Source organism: Microbacterium sp. WCS2018Hpa-9 (genome assembly GCF_031843745.1).
Classification (GTDB): Bacteria; Actinomycetota; Actinomycetes; order Actinomycetales; family Microbacteriaceae; genus Microbacterium.
Genome location: NZ_JAVTIY010000002.1, coordinates 226,788 through 243,368, shown reverse-complemented (window position 1 = coordinate 243,368; position 16,581 = coordinate 226,788). Strand labels below are relative to the sequence as shown.

The window sequence follows — 16,581 nt, the reverse complement described above, 5'->3', positions numbered from 1 at the left end:
GATCGATGGCTAGCCAGGACTGGTTCGACAAGGACTTCTACAAGACCCTCGGGGTCTCGAAGGACGTCAGCGACGCCGATCTCAAGAAGACGTACCGCAAGCTCGCTCGCAAGTATCACCCCGACTCCAATCAGGGTGATGAGAAGGCAGAGGCGAAGTTCAAAGAGGTCAGCGAGGCGTACTCGGTGCTCTCGGATGCCGAACAGCGCAAGGAGTACGACGAGATCCGCGCCATGGGCTCGGGCGCACGCTTCACGGCGGGCGGCTCGAGCGCGGGCGGCTTCGAAGACGTCTTCAGCCGGTTCGGGCAGCAGGGGCGCGGGCAGCAGCAGTCCGCCGACTTCGAGGACATCTTCGCGATGTTCAATCAGGGTCAGGGAGGCACGTTCGGCTCCGGTCGATTCGGGCAGACCTCAGGCGGATACCGCGGCTTCGGCGGCCCCCAGAAGGGCGCCGATGTCACGGCGCGCACCACGCTGGACTTCGTGACGGCTGTGCAGGGCGAGACCATCACCCTGCAGAGTGAAGACGGCAAGCCGTTCAAGGTCAAGATCCCGGCAGGTGTCGCCGACGGGCAGAAGATCAGGCTCCGCGGACGCGGCCGACCCTCGCCCGACGGCGGGGAGAAGGGCGACGTCGTGGTGCAGATCGCGGTGCGACCGCATCCGGTGTTCACCCGCGAAGGGCTGAACCTGCGCGTGGTCGTGCCGGTGACCTTCACCGAGGCGGCACTCGGCGCGACGATCGAGGTCCCGACGCTCAGTGGCGACACGGTCAAGCTCCGTGTCGCACCGGGAACGCCGTCCGGACGCGTCCTGCGCGTCAAGGGTCGCGGCGTGACGACCTCGAAGGGCACGGGCGACCTGCTCGCCGAGCTGCAGATCGCGGTGCCGTCGCACCTCGACGAGGCCGCTCGTGAGGCGCTGGAGAAGTTCCAGTCGCTCGAACCCGCAGAGAACCCCCGAGCCGATCTCATGGCGAAGGCTCGTCGCTAGACGACTCGACTCCGCAACACAGGACGATGACGAACGCGAACACCGAGGAAGAGGTGAGGGAACATGGCTGACCAGCCCATGGATGCCGACACCCCGGTGTTCGCGATCGCCGTCGCCGCCCAGCTGTCGGGTCTGCACCCGCAGACCCTGCGGCAGTACGACCGGATCGGCCTCGTGGTGCCCGGTCGCACGTCGGGCGGCTCTCGTCGCTACTCGACCCGCAACATCGAACAGCTCCGCGAGGTCGCCCAGCTGTCGTCCGAGGGCGTCAGCCTTCCTGCGATCGCGCGCGTGCTCGACCTCGAAGACGAGAACCGGATGCTGCGCCACCGCGTCGCCGAGCTCGACGCCGCACTGCGCGCCGAGCGAGACAATCGTCCGGGCATGCGCGTGTTCGCCGCAGGATCCGCCGGCGTCATCCCGGTGCCGAGCGGCCGCCGTATCCGCCGCTCGGCCGAAATCGTGCTCTGGCACCCGGGTAGCGGTCGCAGCTGACCTCATCCCGCACGCGTCGTCCATCCGCGCGCGGTATCGTTGCGACACGATGAGGATGACGCGTCGCACACTGCTGATGGGCGCCGGAGCCGGTGTCCTGGGAGTCCTGCTGGCCTCCTGCACGCCCGAGCCGGCGCCGTCGCCCACGCCCGACCGCTCGCCCACTCCGAAGCCGACCGCCGGTGCGATCACCCCCGCCGCGTTCGCCCGCAGCTCGTGGACGACCGACCCGTTCGCGCTCGGCGCCGTGAGCTTCACACCGGTCGGCACCCAGGCGAGTGCCCGCGAGGCGCTGGCCGAACCGATCGACGACCGCCTCTTCATCTCCGGCGAGGCGACCGACGTCGAGGCGCCCGGCACGATCGCCGCCGCGCTCCGATCCGGAGAACGGGCCGCCGACGAGCTTCTTCGAGCAGCCGACAGCGGTGAGCGCGTGGCGATCGTCGGCGCGGGTCTCGCCGGTGCCGCCGCCGCCGCGCGCCTCGTCGCAGAGGGTCTGCAGGTCACGGTGTTCGAGGCGCGCGACCGGGTCGGCGGACGCATCCACTCGGTCGTCGACGACAAGGCCTGGCCCTTCCCCGCGCAGCTGGGCGGCTGGCTGCTCGGTTCCTCCGACGACGTGCTGCTCGACACCCTCGACACACTCGACATCCGCACGGCCACGATCTCCGGTTCGCTGTGGCGATCGACCGAAGGCGACGTCGAGCCGGTGCCGATCGAACCGGTGCAGGCGGCCATCGCCACCGCCCAGCAGGGGCCGACCGACTCGTCTCTCGAAGATGCCCTGACGGCGGCGGGTGCTGATCCTGAAGAGCCGGGACTCGCGGCGCTCCTCGCTTCGATCGCGGCCGCATCAGGGGCCGATGCCTCCGACGAATCGACATGGTTCCCCCCGCGGCTTCCCGCCGACGAGGTGATCGCGCCTCTCGGCGACCTGACCCCGGCCATCGACGAGCTTCTCGAGGGCGCGAAGCTGAGCCTTTCGTCGCCCGTCAGCCGCGTGGCCTACGACGAGGCGGGCGTCAGCCTGGGAATCGCCTCGGGCGAGTCGCTGTCGTTCGACCGCGTGCTGATCACGGTGCCGCTCGGCGTGCTGAAGGGCGAGAGCCTGGAGTTCGCTCCGGCGCTGCCCTTCGGCCATCGTGGTGCCATCGCCGAGCTCGGGATGGGACGCATCGAGACCGTCTGGCTGCGCTTCGACGATCCCCTGATCGTGGCGACACCAGAGTCCGAAGACGAGGCCGAAGACGATGCCGCGGCCGCCGAGCCTGAGGCGACGCTCTGGCACGTCGTCGGCGGCGATGCGCTGATCCGCACCTGGATCAACCTCGCACCGGCCACCGGCGAGAACGTCGTGGTGGGCATCGTCGGCGGTGAAGCGGCCGAGACGTTCGCCGAGATGAATGAGCAGAAGGCGCTCGAGGCGGCGATCGCCTCGCTCGCGCCGTTCCTCGCCGCGCCTGCCTGACCTGCATCCGGCCTGACCCGGGCTCAGATCTCCGGGCGCTCCTGGCCGCGTCGTCGCATCCGGCTGACGAGCACTATCAATGTCGCGACGAGCGCGAAGATCGCCAGCGCCACCCCGCTGGTGAGCAGGAACTCGGGAGGCCCTGACACCTGTCGGGGGTCGAGGAAGTAATAGGGATACCACCCCACCGACGGGCCGCGCCACATCGTGACTCCGCCCCACGCGAGCGGGAAGGTCAGCGCCGTGGGCACCACCCACCACGGCACGCCGCGGTGCCCCGGTGTGAGGACCCAGGCGAGGGCGGTGCACGCCGGCAGCCAGAAGTGCAGCACCTGATCTGACCATGGCACGTCGACGCGGATGCCGCGGAGCCCCGCCTGCCAGACGATCAGCGCGAAAGCGAGTCCGGCCGTGATGGTCCAGGTGAGCACGAGCGCCAGCGCGACCGTGAACCAGCGAGGATCCGTCGCTCGGATGAAGGCGAGCACCGCGCCGATCAGCAGCACCACCACGAGCGCGCAGTTGGACTGGACCGTGAGATACGCGAAGAAGTTCTCGCCCGCGATCGATCGGGAGCTCAGGCCCCAGAACAGCCGGTGCACGAGCGCGACGGTGCATACTGCGGCCGTGGCCAAGCGCAGCACGCCGAACGCCGATCGTGCCCTCACTCTCGCCTCGTGCCCCTTCCCGGCTGTGCGCATCGTCGTCCAGACGGCGCATCTCCCATCCGGCGAGTCTACGGAAGGCGCCGGAGAGGGTGGCGACGACGGCCTGTGCACAGGAGACGGAAAAGTCGTCTGAATAGCGTTGATGCAGGGATAGCCCCTGCTCCGCGCCTGGCGCGCGGTGTCCTGCCACGAAGGAACACCTCCTCATGACGAACACCACCGCCCCCTCTGCCGCCGCCTCGCTGGGACTCCTCGTCCTGCGCGTGGTGGTCGGCGCCGTCTTCACCGCTCACGGAGCGCAGAAGATCTTCGAATACACGATCCCCGGCACGATCGGCAGCTTCGCGGGCATGGGGGTGCCCATGCCCGAGATCGCGGCGCCCTTCGTCGCCTTCGTCGAGCTGATCGGCGGCATCCTGTTGGTGCTCGGTCTCTTCACCCGTCTGGCCGGAATCCTGCTCGCGATCGACATGGTCGTGGCACTGGTCCTCGTGCACCTCGCCGCGGGGCTCTGGGTCGGTGAGGGCGGATACGAGTTCGTCGCCGTGCTCGGTGCCGCCGCGCTGGCTCTCGCGCTCACCGGCGCCGGGCGCTTCTCGCTCGACGGCGCCTTGCTTCGCGGCCGGGTTCCCGCCTGGCTCAGCTGAGGTAACGGGGGCGTCCCGCGGGGCGCCCCCTCATCGGTGTGTATCCTGTCAACAGTTAACAGGAGGTCGCCGTGACACAGACCGTCAAGCGCGGAGAGTCCCTCGGCGCGCAGGTGGCGCAGGTCCTGCGTCAGCGCATCGTCCGAGGCGAGCTCTCGCCGGGGGCGCGCATCACCGAAGAGGCGCTCGCCGAGGAGTTCTCGGTGAGCAGGGGCCCGATCCGCGACGCACTCACCCAGCTCAGCTTCGAGAAGCTCGTCGAGGTGCAGCGCCCCCGCGGCGTCTACATCACCGGGCTCTCTCAGGACGACGTCGATCAGCTCTACAGTCTGCGCGGCGCTCTCGAGCAGCTCGCGCTCTCGCGTGCCATGAGAGTCGACGACGACACGCGGTGGGCGTCGATGGCGGCCGCCGTCGACCGCATGAGTCGGGCCGCCGACGCGGGCGACCATGCGGCGTTCGTCGCCGCCGACCTCGAGTTCCACTCGGAGATCTACGTGCTCGCCGACCATCCGCGCCTGCAGGGTGCGTGGAGTCAGTACCTGCCGACCTTCGCGTCACTCCTCGAGGTGACCATCAACCATGACGACGACCTCCACGAGTCATCCGACGACCACATGAAGCTCATGGACGTGATGCGCTCGGGCACGCCCGAGGAGGCGGCCGCGGTGCTCACCGCGCACCTCGACGGCGCGCGCGATCGGATGCTCAGCGAACTGGCCGACCGGCCGGCCTGACCCTCCGCTGCCGTATTCTGTGCCGATGGGACATCGTTCGGCACTGGGGCTGAAGATCGCAGCCATCGTGATGGTCGTCGCGGGCGCAGTGGTCTCGGCCGTGTACTTCTTCCAGCCGTGGCGCACCTGCGACTACGAGGACACCTCGGCAGGTTGCGCCATGTTGCCGCAGGATGCAGCCGTGATGATGACCGCCATGGCCGCCGTCGTGGTGGGCGTTGTTCTCTTCCTCGTCTCCACCGCGCTGGTACGCCGAGAACCTCGGTGATCGCCGCAGATCCCGCCGGGCTCAGGCGGGAGGTGCGAGACGGCGCCGCAGCACCCAGGTGTTGCCGGTCGCGTCGCCGCTGTGTTCGAAATCGTCGAGCACAGCCGTCGTGAGGGCCAGACCGCGTCCGCTCTCGCTGTCGACGCCAGGCATCGTCACCGCATCCCAGTCGATCCTGGCCGGATCGGCGGTGTCGACGAAGGTGGCGACGAGTTCATCCGTGCTCACCGCGATGTCGACCTCGACGGTGATGCCGGCATCCGGCTCGGCCTCCGCTTCACCGTGTGCGGCGATGTTCGTCGACACCTCGCTGACCGCCAGCGCGAACAGCGTTCGGTCTTCGGGTGCCACATGCGGGGCGGTCTCCCACAGCGCGTCGAGGGCATCGAGGACGTGCTCGACGAAGGCGGGCCCGGCGAGGCCCGCGACGTGCGCGGTGCGCTGGTCAGCGTCCATCGAACGCCGTCTCAGGCGTGGGGTGGTCGAGGAGCACGCGGTCGAGGTTCGTCAGGTGCAGCACCGTCCGCACGGCCTCGGGCACTGTGGCGATTCGCAGATCGCCCCCCGCGACTCTGGCGCTCTTCAGCCCGCCGACGAGAGCGCCGAGCCCCGACGAATCGACGAACTGCAGTTCGGCCATGTCGATGACGATCCGGGATTCGCCACCGGCCACGAGGTCGTTCACCGCCTTGCGGAGCAGCGGTGCTCCCGTTGCCGTGAGGCGGCCGGACAGGGCGATCACGGCGAAGCCGTCTCTGATGTCAGTTCTGAGATCCATGGTTCTCCTCCTCGAGGGTTCGGGCCGGTCCGCGGTAGCGGGCGGCTTGGATGATGACGCTGAGCACGATGAGGTCGTACAGCACCCACACCGTGTTGACGAGGGTGCCCGTTCCGTCGCCGGTGCCCATGATGACCCTGGCCACACCGATCATGAGTGCGATGCTGAGCACGACCATCGCGGTCAGCTGAGGCCAGATCTCGCGCCAGGGCACCCCTCGCGGATCACGGCCGTCCTTGCGGGTCACGGCGAACGTGAGCGGGCGGTGGAACACGACGTTGGCGAACGCCGACCAGCAGGCGCGGATCCAGACCGGGAACAGCGCGAGCGAATACTGCTGCCCCCGCCAGGTCTTCAGGCCTCTGGCGACCACGAGGAACAGCACCTGGTTGACGAGGAAGTAGGGGAGGAACCGCACGAAGAAGTCCACCGACCAGGCGGTGACCGGCAGCACGCCGAAGACGAGGTAGACCACAGGCGCCGTGAGGTAGACGATGGCGGCGAATCCCGACAGGTAACTCCACATCGTGGCGAAGTACATCAGTCGCTGGCCGATCGACAGCCCGCGCTTGGCGAGCGGGTTGTCACGCAGCATGACCTGCAGGGTGCCCTGTGCCCAGCGCAGTCGTTGCGTCAGCATCGTGCGCAGATCCTCGGGGGCGAGCCCCTTCGCGAGGGTTTCATGGTGATAGACGCTGCGCCAGCCGAGCGAGTGCAGCTGCATGGCGGTGGCCATGTCTTCGGTCACCGAGATCGTGGCGAGGGGGAGGATCGGCTGCGCCTCATCGCCCCGGTCGAGTCGGAGGGCGTCGAGAAGTGCCTTCACGGCATCCAGGGCGGTGATGGGCGAGAGATCGGAGTCGGCGAGTGCGATGAGACCCGCCTCGTCGACGACGATCGCATCGAGCTGGGCGTCGTGCGCGATCGGCAGCGAGCCGAGCTCGGCGAGATCGGCTCGGATCCCGGCGAGGTCCTTGGCGACGAGGATCACCGAGGCGTTGTGCACTGCGGCCAGCACGGCATCCGCGACCTCCCTGACGGGTGCGCCGCCTGCGAGATCGCGACGGCTCCGGCCGATCGCCACGTGCAGTGCGAAGAGCTCGCGACGGAGCTCGGGGTCGGATGCCGAGCGCATCTCCTTCTCGATGAGGGCTTCAGAGGTGCGCAGCGCGCGGGCCGCGGTGTCGGTCACCTCGCGCACGTAGCCGATGATGCCCAGTTGCATCAGGGCATCGCGCCGGAGCACGGCGTTGGATCCGCAGAAGAACGCCGCGTTCCAGCCGTCCTTGCCCTGCTGGATCGGGCCGTAGAACAGCGGTGCCTGACTGCCGAGCGGGTCGGCGTCGTCGACATTGTGGAACCACTGCGGCGTCTGCACCACGGCCACCTGGGGGTCATCGGCGAAATACCCCAGGGTGCGGTGCAGGATCAGCGGGTCGGGGATCTGGTCGGCGTCGAGGATGAGGAGGAACTCCCCGTCGGTCTCGAACAGCGCGCTGTTGAGGTTGCCCGCCTTTGCATGGCGCGGCTTGCCCGTCCAGTCGTCCGAGCGGGTGAGGTAGCCGATGTCGGCCTCGCGAGCCGCCCGCTCGAGCTCGGGGCGGGCGCCGTCGTCGAGGATCCAGGTGGTGTGCGGGTAAGCGATCCCGCGGGCGGCGCGGGCCGTCGTCATCACCAGCTCGATCGGCTCGTCGTAGGTCGTGATGAACACGTCGACGGTGCCCTGTGGTGCCGACACGGGAGCCGGCCGCTCCTTGGCCCGCCACATCGTCAGGCAGAAGAGGAAGGTGTCGATCAGGCTGTAGGTCTCTGCGATCACGAGGGGCACGGCGATCCACCATGCCGACCAGTTGACAGATTCCAACCACCGCCAGGCGACGTAGTTCACTCCCAGCAGCACGGAGAGAACCGCGATCACCCGGATGGCGGCGAAGCGAGCCGTCATGTGTCGCGCCTCACCACGACCACGGTGATGTCGTCGGTCGCGCGGTCGTCGGAGATGAGGCGCAGCGCCTCGCCGATCGCTCCCTCCGGGCCGAGTGTGTCGAGCACCCTGGCGACGTGGGCGAACGGGTCATCGACGTCGAGCACATCGAGCAGTCCGTCGCTGCAGCAGACGAACGCGTCGCCGGGCTCGAGGCGAGTGCGCCGCGACTCCCGAGCACCATGGTCGGGCAGTGCGGCCCCCATTCCGAGCGGAAGGCCGGTCGAACGGAGATGCTCCCACGAGCCGTCGCGGCGGAGGATGAACGCCAGGCTGTGTCCGGCGTCGATCACCTCCAGGTCACCGGTCTCGGGATGCAGCTCGGCGTGGACGGCCGTGACGAACATCGTCGTCTCCGAGAGATCCTCCTCGAGAAGGCGGTCGGCGTCGGCGATCGCTTCGGCGATGGTGCGGTCGGGGGCCGTGCGCAGCGATGCGCGCACCCCGGCCGCGACGATGGCAGGACCCGTGCCCTTGCCCATCGCGTCGGCGAGGGTGATGCGCAGGGCACCGTCATGCATTCGCAGGTCGTAGAAGTCTCCTGCCAGGCGGCCGAGCGAGGCGCCGCCGCCCGCGATCGTGTAACCGGTGATCGTGGGGGTCGACTGCGGTCGCAGCGCGCTCTGGATCAGGGTGGCCTGATCGAGCTCGGCGTCGGAGGCGAGTTCGCTCTGCACCCAGAAGGCGAGGTCGCGGAGCAGGCCGCGCTGCGCCTCCGAGAACGAGTGCGGTTCGGTGTCGAGCACGCACAGGGTGCCGACCGGCTCTCCGCCGGGAGCATGGAGCGGGTGTCCGGCGTAGAACCGGAGATGCGGGTCGCCGACCACGAAGGGGTTCGTGGCGAAGATCTCGGTCGCGCTGGCATCCTCGATCACGACCGTGCGGTCCTGGCCGACGGTGTAGTCGCAGAACGAATCCTGGCGGGGTGCCTCGTCACCGCCGAGGCCGATCTCGGATTTGCGCCACTGGCGATCGCCGTCGAGGAGCGAGACGCTCACCATCGGCACGCCGAACATCTGCTGGGCCAGTCGGGCCACTCGATCGACTCGTTCATCCCGTGGGGTGTCCAGGATCCCGAGTTCTTCCAACGCCTGCTGTCTTCTGAGCTCGTCGAACATGCTCCGCCTCCCTCGTAGCTGCTCTCATCCTGGCATCTTGGAGGCTGGTGAGCACAGCGAGCCGCGCGGGGGACTGTGTGAGAGAGTGTTGACTGTTAACAGTCAACACTGATACGGTCAGTGCGTCGACAACAAGGTCGACCCACGTAGAGGAGCAAAGATGCCCCGCAAGCGCATCACCCGGGCGGCCGCCGCTCTCGCGGCCGTCGCCGCCACCGCTCTCGTCCTGTCGGCCTGCACCAAGGTCGAAGAGGGGGAGGAAGCAACGTCGACCTTTCCGGAGAACGACATCCGCCTGATCATCCAGGCCAACCCCGGTGGGGGATCCGACCTGTCGTCTCGCGCCCTCGCGACCGAGCTCGAGGGCATCCTCGGCGTCAGCGTCATCCCCGAGAACATGCCTGGTGCCGCAGGTGCGCTCGCCATGGAGTACGTCGGAGCGCAAGACCCCGACGGCTACGTCATCGGCTTCGCTCCGGTCGAGATCGCGATGCTCAACACCACGCAGAGCGCGAACGTGCTGCCAGAGGACTTCGACCTTCTGGGTCAGATCATGCTCGCCCCCGGCGTCGTGACCGTCGGCGCCAACAGCGGGATCGAGACGCTGGAAGACCTGGTCGCCCAGGCGGAATCCGGCGCGGTGACCGTCGCGAACTCCGGAGCAGGCTCGATCTGGGAGGCCGCGACGATCGGCCTCGGTGACGCGACCGGTGCCGCCTTCACCCCGGTGCCCTATGACGGCGGCGCCACGGCCGTCGCGGCCGCTGCCTCCGGCGAGACCGTCGCTGCAGTGTCGGGCCTCGGCGAAGCTCTCGCGCAGGGCGAAGCCGTGCGCATCCTCGCCGTCCTGAACGATGAGCGTCACCCCGACGCGGAGGACGTGCCGACGGCCGACGAGGCGATCGGTGAAGACGTGGTCTTCGGCGGATGGGGCGGAATCTACGCTCCGAAGGGCCTGCCCGACGACGTGAAGAGCGAGCTCGAGGCAGCCGTGAAGGAGGCCGTCGAGTCCGACACCTACCAGCAGTTCCAGAAGGACGCCGGCAACCTCGTGGTCTACCGCGACTCCGCCGAGTGGACGACGTTCGTCGACGAGCAGTTCGACCTGTTCAAGGACCTCCTGGGCTGACCGGCCCGGACTGCGGGGTCGGCCGAACAGCCGGCCCCGCAGTCAGACGCCGAACGTCAGATCAGGGAAGGATCACCATGTCCCACGCCGATGCCACCCCTACGGTCGAGCAGGACGCTCACCAGGGAGCACCCCCCTCGCGACCGCTCGAGATCATCTTCGGAGGCGTCGCCCTCGCCTTCAGCGCCGGCTATCTCTTCCTGACCACGCAGATCCCGCTGCGGCGGGAGGCGCTGCCCGGTCAGATCGACGCACGCTTCTGGCCCATGGTCATCGCTGTCACCGCGGTCGTCATCTCACTCGCGATCCTGGCACTCGCAGTCACCCGCCCCGCGCCGGGGCGCGAGGATCTCGACCGCATCCAGCCGGGCGGCATGGTCAGGGTCGTCGCCACCCTCGCGATCACCGGAGCGTTCATCGCGGTGTGGTCGCTGGGCACCGTCATCCTGTTCGGATACCGCATCGAGGTCTTCCCGGTGGCCGCCGCCGTGCTGATGGCCGCTCTCATGCTCCTCTACGGCCACCGTCGCTGGCTGAGCCTGATCATCTACTCCGCCTCCGTCACCGCGTTCGTCTACGTCGTGTTCGGCATGCTCCTGAGGATTCCCCTGTGAACGCGCTCATGGAGGGGCTGAACTCGCTCCTCGACATCTCGATCCTGCTCTACATGCTCGTCGGGCTCCTGCTCGGCTTCATGGTCGGAGCCTTCCCCGGCATCACCGCGACCATGGCGGTCGCGCTCGCCGCCGGATTCACGCTCACGCTCGAGCCCGTCCAGGGTCTCGCCGTGCTGCTGACCATCTACGTGGCCGCGAACTTCGGCGACCGGGTGCCGTCGATCCTCATCAACACCCCCGGCACGCCCGCCTCGATCGCGACGACGCTCGACGGCTATCCGATGGCGAAGCAGGGTCGCGCGGGTCTGGCCCTCACGATCTCGGCGATCGTGTCGGCCATCGGCATCCTCGCCTCGCTCGTGCTCTTCGCCGTCGCCGCCGTGCCGATCGCCAGCTTCGCCCGCGACTACTTCAAGTCGCCCGAGCTGTTCGCCCTGGTCGTCTTCGGCATCTCGATCATGATCGGCATCTCGTCGAAGTCGATGCTCAAGGGCATCCTCGCCGGTCTCTTCGGGCTCATGCTCGGCACCGTCGGCACGTATGCGGCGACGGCTGACCAGCGCTTCACCTTCGGCGTGCTCGAACTCGTCGAAGGCGTCAACTTCATCGCGGTGATCATCGGGCTCTTCGGCATCGCCGAGCTGTTCGACCAGCTGCTCACGTACCGCAAGAGCAACGTGCGCCCCATCTCGAGCCTCGGCCGGTGGTGGCCGAACCGCTCGGAGCTGAAGCAGAGCGGCCGCGCCACCGCGGTCGGTGGAGCCGTCGGTCTCGGCGTCGGCCTGATCCCGGCGGCCGGTGGCGACATCGCCGGACTCATCGGATGGGAGCGTGCCCGCAAGGCGTCGAAGCATCCCGAGATGTTCGGCAAGGGCTCGATCGAGGGCGTCGCCGCCTCCGACACGGCCTCCAGCGCCACGCTGGGCGGCTCGCTCACCACCACGATGGCCCTCGGCATCCCCGGCGACTCGGTGATGGCCGTGATGATCGGCTCGATGATCATCTGGGGCATCACGCCGGGGCCCACCCTGTTCACCAATCGACCCGACCTCGTCGTCTCGATCGTCGGCATCATGCTCGTCGCGACGCTGCTGTCACTCGCGCTGAGCCTCGTGCGCATGAAGGGCATGGTGAAGCTGCTCGATGTGCCGCAGCCGTACCTGTGGAGCGGCATCCTGATCTTCTGCATCATCGGCACCTACGCGACCTCGAACAGCCTCTCGACGGTCGTCACCATGCTCGTCTTCGGCGTGATCGGAGTGCTGCTCAAGCGGATGCAGGTGCCCGCCGGCCCGATCGTGCTCGGCCTGCTGCTCGGGCCTCTCGCCGAAGAGAATCTGGCTCGCACCCTGGCGATCCTGCCGACGCGTCCGTTCTTCGAGGTGGTGAGCCCGATCGCGATCGTGCTGCTCGCGCTCGCCGTGCTGTCGATCGTGATGCCGGCCATCCGCGCCGCCCGCACCCCGCGTGCCGAGCGCGCCTCGCTCTCGGATTCGATCCTCGCCGCCGAGAGCCGCGAGCAGATCGAGAAGGCGCACGGCGAGCTCGCGGCAGACCCCGACCTGCTCACGTCGACCGTCCGCAACGTCGACGCTCCTGCGCGGCGCACGCGGAAGACCCGCAAGAACTCCAAGGAGAACGAGAAGTGACCCGCTACGACATCCTCACCGCCGTGCCCACCGCCTTCCACAGCGACGGCGCGCTCGATCTCGAGGGTTCGCGTGCGATCTTCCGGTTCGTCGCCGAATCAGGAAACGAAGGGGCCTTCGTCCTCGGAACCACGGGCGAGTTCCCCGCGGTCGACGCCGCCGAGTTCGCCTCGATCGTCGAGGCGGCGCTGGCCGAGCTGAAAGACCGGATGCGCGTGGTGGTGCATGTCGGCCAGCCCAGCACGTTCGAGGCGCTGCGGCTGGTCGAGATCGCGAAGGGCCTCGGCGCGACCGAGTTCGCCGCCCTCACCCCGTACTACCTGAAGGCCACCGACCAGTCGATCTTCGAGTACTTCGAAGCGCTGTCGGCTGCGGTCGGCGACGGTCGCCTCTACGTCTACATCTACCCGGCGCGCAGCGGCAATCCGGTGTCAGTCGAGCTGCTGACGCGACTGGCCGCGCTGCCGAACATCGTCGGTGCGAAGGTCAGTGAGCTGTCCCTCGACGAGATCGCCGCCTACCGCGCAGCGGTTCCCGCCGACTTCGACCTCTACACCGGGGCCGACCGCGACCTGATCGCCGCGGTGCAGGCGGGCGCGCAGGGCGTCGTCTCGGGGGTCTCGTCGGTCACGCCCAAGCCGTTCCGGGCGCTGGCGGATGCCGGGCGCTCGGGCGACGCGGACGCGATCGCCGCAGCGCAAGCCGCCGTCGACGACGTCGTGTCGCTGATCGGCGGAGACATGGCGCGCATGAAAGAGGCCTACCGCGTGCTCGACGTCGTCGACACGCACTGCCGCATGGCCATCGCCGAGCCGACTGATGCCGAGCGCGAGGCCGTCGCCCGGGTCGTGGCGGCGCACCGCTAGACGCCTCGGAGGGGCGACCGTCAAAGTGCGGAGAGAAGGGCGGCGTGGCTTCGGCCACGTCGCCCCTTCTCATAGCCGATCGGGGCAGGATGGAGGCATGTCCGTCAACCCGCACGAATCCCGGCCATGGCTCGCCTCCTACGCAGACGACGTTCCTGCGGAGATCGAGGCTCCGACCCAGACGCTGCCCGAGATGATATCCGCGAGCGTCGCGACGTTCGGCCGTCGGCCGGCGCTCGAGTTCTTCGGCGCGGTGACGACCTACCGAGAGCTGGGGGAGCAGATCCTGCGTGCGGCAGAGGGGCTGCGCCGCCTGGGTGTGCGCAAGGGCGACCGGGTCGCGCTCGTGCTGCCCAACTGCCCGCAGCACGTCGTGGCCTTCTATGCGGCACTCCGCCTCGGCGCCATCGTCGTCGAGCACAACCCGCTCTACACGGCGAGGGAGCTGCGGCACCAGTTCGAGGACCACGGCGCGAAGGTCGCGATCGTCTGGGACAAGACGGTCGACACGATCGCGGACTTCCCCTCCGACCTGCGGGTCGAGCACATCGTGAGCGTCGATCTCACCGAGGCGATGCCTGCCTCGCAGCGGCTGCTGCTGCGGCTGCCCATGCCCAAGGCGCGGGCGTCACGCGCCAAGCTGACGGCCACCCCGAAGGCGCGTCGCGCGCTGGCCTGGAAGAAGCTGATCGACCATCGCCCTCTCGCGCGCCGCGTCGAGGGCCCCACGCTGGGCGACACCGCACTGCTGCAGTACACGAGCGGAACGACGGGCGACCCGAAGGGCGCGATCCTCACCCACGCGAACCTGCGCGCCAACGCGATGCAGGGTCGGGCGTGGGTGCCGGGGCTCGTCGACGGCAAAGAGACGTTCTACGGTGTGCTGCCGCTGTTCCATGCCTACGGGATGACGCTGTGCCTGACGTTCGCGATGAGCATCGGCGCGAAGCTCGTGCTGTTCCCGACCTTCGACCTCGGCCTCGTCACGAAGGCGGCGCGCACGAGTCCGCCGACCTTCCTCCCCGCCGTGCCGCCGATCTACGACCAGCTCGCGCGGGCCGCGTCACGCGGAACCATCGATCTCTCGACGGTCCGGTTCGCGATCTCCGGTGCGATGAGCCTGCCGGTCGCGACCGTGCGGCGGTGGGAGGAGGCGACAGGAGGCCTGCTGGTCGAGGGCTACGGCATGACCGAGAGCTCACCCGTCGCGCTCGGCAATCCGATGGGCCGCAGTCGCCGCCCCGGCACGGTCGGCGTGCCCTTCCCGAGCACCGAGATCCGTGTCGTCGATCCTGCCGACACCGATGTCGACATGCCGGTGGGCGAACGGGGCGAGCTGCTCATCCGCGGTCCGCAGGTGTTCCAGGGCTACTGGGGGCGCTCGGGTGACACCGCCGATGTCCTGCTCGCCGGCGGGTGGCTGCGCACGGGCGACATCGCCGAGGTCTCGGCCGACGGCTTCGTGACGATCGTCGACCGCCTCAAAGAGCTCATCATCACCGGCGGGTTCAACGTCTCGCCCAGCGAGGTCGAGGATGCGCTCGAGGCGCACCCTGACGTGGTCGCCGCCGCGGTGGTCGGTCTTCCGAGATCGAGCGGAGGCGAAGAGGTCGCCGCCGCGGTCGTGCTCCGCGAGGGCGCGACGCTCGACTCTGGTGCGCTGCGCGACTTCTGCCGGACCCGGCTGACCCCCTACAAGGTGCCCAAGCGCATCACGGCGGTCGACGAGCTTCCTCGTTCGCTCATCGGCAAGGTGCTGCGCCGCCAGGTGCGGGATCGGATGCTCGCCGACTGACCGCGGGGGCCTCGTGCCCCTGCTCGCGAGCTCCCCGCCGCAACTGAAATCGGTTACAGTGTGCCGATGGCCACGATCTACGATGTCGCTCGACTCGCGCAGGTCTCGCCGGCCACGGTGTCCCGTGTGTTCAACGGCACCAGCGTCTCGGAAGAGAAGGTCGCCGCCGTGCGCAGCGCAGCCGAGCAGCTGCACTTCACGCCCAACCGCACGGCCCGCAACCTGCGACGGCAGAGCTCCGAGGTCATCGGCCTCGTGATCCCCGACATCGAGAACCCGTACTTCACCGAGATGGCGAGGGGGGTCGAAGACGTCGCATCCGAGGCCGGCTACTCGGTGGTGCTCTGCAACTCGGACGCTCAGGTCGAGAAAGAGGCCACGTACCTGCGGATCGCGATCGCCGAGCACATGTCGGGGGTGATCATCGCGACCGCCGACGAGCACTCCGACCTCGACAGCATCCTCGCGACGGGTCGGCCCGTCGTCGCGGTCGACCGCAGCACGACCTACGACATCGACGGCGTCGTCATGGCGAATCGAGCGGCCGGCACCTCGGCCGCGAAAGACCTGATCGATGGCGGTTACCGGCGGATCGCCTACATCGGCGGGCCCGAGCACATCGACACTGCGGCCGAGCGTGCGGCGGGCTGGCGGGAGGCGCTGAGCGCAGCGCACCCGGATCTCGACCTCGACGACCTCGAGCGGTTCGCCACGTTCCGCGTCGACGGCGGACGAGAGGCGATGGAGCAGCTGCTCGCACTCCCCGAGCCGCCCGATGCGGTGGTGGCGGGCAACAACCTCATCGGCGTCGGGGCGATCCAGGTGCTGACGGAACACGGTCTGACTCCGCCGCAGGTCGGTGTCGCGGTGATCGGTTCGCTGCCCTTCACCACGCTCTCGCCCACAGCCGTGACTGTCGTGCGGCTGCCCGCGCGACACATGGGAGTGACGGCGGCGCGCATGCTGCTGGAGCGCATCGGTGGCGACGATCAGCCGTCGCGCACAGTGGTGCTGCGCAACGAGATCCGATCGGCCAGCGCGGTCAGGGTCTGACGGGTCGCCCCGCGACGATCAGCGCCGCTACTGCGACCGCCAGAAGCGGGTCGCGAGGTTGGTGAGTTCGGTGTCGAGATCGTCGACCTTGCCCTCGACCCGAGTCAGTCTCGAGTCGAGTGAGTCGAGCCGCACGTTCACGATCTCGAAGCCGGCGCCCATCTCCGTTCGCAGCCCGCCGATCTCGGCGCGAAGCACCCGATTGAACTGCGTGGTCATCAGAGTCATGCCGCCCAGCATCGCGGTCGTGAAGATGCCGATCATCGTCCAGGCCTGCGGATCGCTCAAGTCCATACCTCCATTGTTCGTCGCGG

At 68.7% G+C, this 16,581-nt stretch carries 18 protein-coding genes; 12 read left to right on the top strand and 6 right to left on the bottom strand.

What is annotated here, in order from left to right; translation table 11 throughout:
* Positions 1-5: 5 nt before the first annotated feature.
* The 3 genes from RQG82_RS04900 to RQG82_RS04890 all read left to right on the top strand — a co-directional run bounded on the left by RQG82_RS04900 (position 6) and on the right by RQG82_RS04890 (position 2,958).
* Complete coding sequence (locus RQG82_RS04900) at positions 6-995, top strand: DnaJ C-terminal domain-containing protein (RefSeq protein ID WP_311258015.1); 990 nt, start codon at positions 6-8, stop codon at positions 993-995.
* Between the two features lie 63 nt (positions 996-1,058).
* Positions 1,059-1,490 (top strand): heat shock protein transcriptional repressor HspR, encoded by a 432-nt coding sequence (locus RQG82_RS04895; RefSeq protein WP_311258014.1) that lies wholly within the window; start codon positions 1,059-1,061, stop codon positions 1,488-1,490.
* 55 nt (positions 1,491-1,545) lie between these two features.
* Positions 1,546-2,958, top strand: coding sequence for an FAD-dependent oxidoreductase (locus tag RQG82_RS04890; RefSeq protein WP_311258013.1), 1,413 nt, complete (start codon positions 1,546-1,548; stop codon positions 2,956-2,958).
* Between the two features lie 23 nt (positions 2,959-2,981).
* Here RQG82_RS04890 and RQG82_RS04885 read toward each other — a convergent pair whose 3' ends face one another.
* Positions 2,982-3,626 carry a Pr6Pr family membrane protein gene (locus tag RQG82_RS04885; RefSeq protein WP_311258012.1) on the bottom strand — a complete coding sequence of 215 codons (645 nt, stop codon included), beginning with the start codon at positions 3,624-3,626 and terminating at the stop codon, positions 2,982-2,984.
* Between the two features lie 206 nt (positions 3,627-3,832).
* Here RQG82_RS04885 and RQG82_RS04880 point away from each other — a divergent pair, with 206 nt between their 5' ends.
* From RQG82_RS04880 to RQG82_RS04870, 3 genes are all read left to right on the top strand, one after another.
* The gene (locus RQG82_RS04880) at positions 3,833-4,273 is read left to right on the top strand and encodes a DoxX family protein (protein WP_311258011.1); all 441 of its coding nucleotides are present in this window, start codon (positions 3,833-3,835) and stop codon (positions 4,271-4,273) included.
* 71 nt (positions 4,274-4,344) lie between these two features.
* Positions 4,345-5,010: a GntR family transcriptional regulator gene (locus RQG82_RS04875; RefSeq protein WP_311258010.1), complete on the top strand. Its 666-nt coding sequence runs from the start codon at positions 4,345-4,347 to the stop codon at positions 5,008-5,010.
* Between the two features lie 25 nt (positions 5,011-5,035).
* The gene (locus RQG82_RS04870; protein ID WP_311258009.1) at positions 5,036-5,278 is read left to right on the top strand and encodes a hypothetical protein; all 243 of its coding nucleotides are present in this window, start codon (positions 5,036-5,038) and stop codon (positions 5,276-5,278) included.
* Positions 5,279-5,299: 21 nt separating this feature from the next.
* On the opposite strand, the gene RQG82_RS04865 is transcribed toward RQG82_RS04870, so the two are convergent.
* The 4 genes from RQG82_RS04865 to RQG82_RS04850 are packed head-to-tail and all read right to left on the bottom strand — an operon-like array spanning position 5,300 to position 9,158.
* Positions 5,300-5,734, bottom strand: a complete 435-nt coding sequence (locus tag RQG82_RS04865; protein ID WP_311258008.1) for an ATP-binding protein — start codon at positions 5,732-5,734, stop codon at positions 5,300-5,302.
* The gene (locus RQG82_RS04860; protein ID WP_311258007.1) at positions 5,724-6,056 is read right to left on the bottom strand and encodes an STAS domain-containing protein; all 333 of its coding nucleotides are present in this window, start codon (positions 6,054-6,056) and stop codon (positions 5,724-5,726) included. Before RQG82_RS04860 ends, RQG82_RS04865 begins: the two co-directional genes overlap by 11 nt.
* The gene (locus RQG82_RS04855) at positions 6,040-8,001 is read right to left on the bottom strand and encodes a glycosyltransferase family 2 protein (protein WP_311258006.1); all 1,962 of its coding nucleotides are present in this window, start codon (positions 7,999-8,001) and stop codon (positions 6,040-6,042) included. The genes RQG82_RS04860 and RQG82_RS04855 overlap by 17 nt, the downstream gene beginning before the upstream one ends.
* Positions 7,998-9,158, bottom strand: a complete 1,161-nt coding sequence (locus RQG82_RS04850; protein ID WP_311258005.1) for a SpoIIE family protein phosphatase — start codon at positions 9,156-9,158, stop codon at positions 7,998-8,000. The genes RQG82_RS04855 and RQG82_RS04850 overlap by 4 nt, the downstream gene beginning before the upstream one ends.
* Before the next feature lie 160 nt (positions 9,159-9,318).
* Between RQG82_RS04850 and RQG82_RS04845 the strand changes: the two genes are divergently transcribed.
* The 6 genes from RQG82_RS04845 (at position 9,319) to RQG82_RS04820 (ending at position 16,267) form a co-directional block, all read left to right on the top strand.
* Positions 9,319-10,287, top strand: a complete 969-nt coding sequence (locus RQG82_RS04845) for a tripartite tricarboxylate transporter substrate binding protein (RefSeq protein WP_311258004.1) — start codon at positions 9,319-9,321, stop codon at positions 10,285-10,287.
* A gap of 77 nt (positions 10,288-10,364) precedes the next feature.
* Positions 10,365-10,901 (top strand): tripartite tricarboxylate transporter TctB family protein, encoded by a 537-nt coding sequence (locus RQG82_RS04840; protein WP_311258003.1) that lies wholly within the window; start codon positions 10,365-10,367, stop codon positions 10,899-10,901.
* The gene (locus RQG82_RS04835) at positions 10,898-12,553 is read left to right on the top strand and encodes a tripartite tricarboxylate transporter permease (protein ID WP_311258002.1); all 1,656 of its coding nucleotides are present in this window, start codon (positions 10,898-10,900) and stop codon (positions 12,551-12,553) included. Before RQG82_RS04840 ends, RQG82_RS04835 begins: the two co-directional genes overlap by 4 nt.
* Complete coding sequence (locus RQG82_RS04830) at positions 12,550-13,419, top strand: dihydrodipicolinate synthase family protein (RefSeq protein WP_311258001.1); 870 nt, start codon at positions 12,550-12,552, stop codon at positions 13,417-13,419. The genes RQG82_RS04835 and RQG82_RS04830 overlap by 4 nt, the downstream gene beginning before the upstream one ends.
* A 97-nt stretch (positions 13,420-13,516) precedes the next feature.
* Complete coding sequence (locus RQG82_RS04825) at positions 13,517-15,214, top strand: long-chain-fatty-acid--CoA ligase (protein ID WP_311258000.1); 1,698 nt, start codon at positions 13,517-13,519, stop codon at positions 15,212-15,214.
* A 66-nt stretch (positions 15,215-15,280) separates the two neighbouring features.
* On the top strand, positions 15,281-16,267 hold the full coding sequence (locus RQG82_RS04820) for a LacI family DNA-binding transcriptional regulator (RefSeq protein WP_311257999.1): 987 nt from the start codon (positions 15,281-15,283) through the stop codon (positions 16,265-16,267).
* Positions 16,268-16,294: 27 nt separating this feature from the next.
* Here RQG82_RS04820 and RQG82_RS04815 read toward each other — a convergent pair whose 3' ends face one another.
* On the bottom strand, positions 16,295-16,561 hold the full coding sequence (locus RQG82_RS04815) for a hypothetical protein (protein ID WP_311257998.1): 267 nt from the start codon (positions 16,559-16,561) through the stop codon (positions 16,295-16,297).
* Positions 16,562-16,581: the final 20 nt, after the last annotated feature.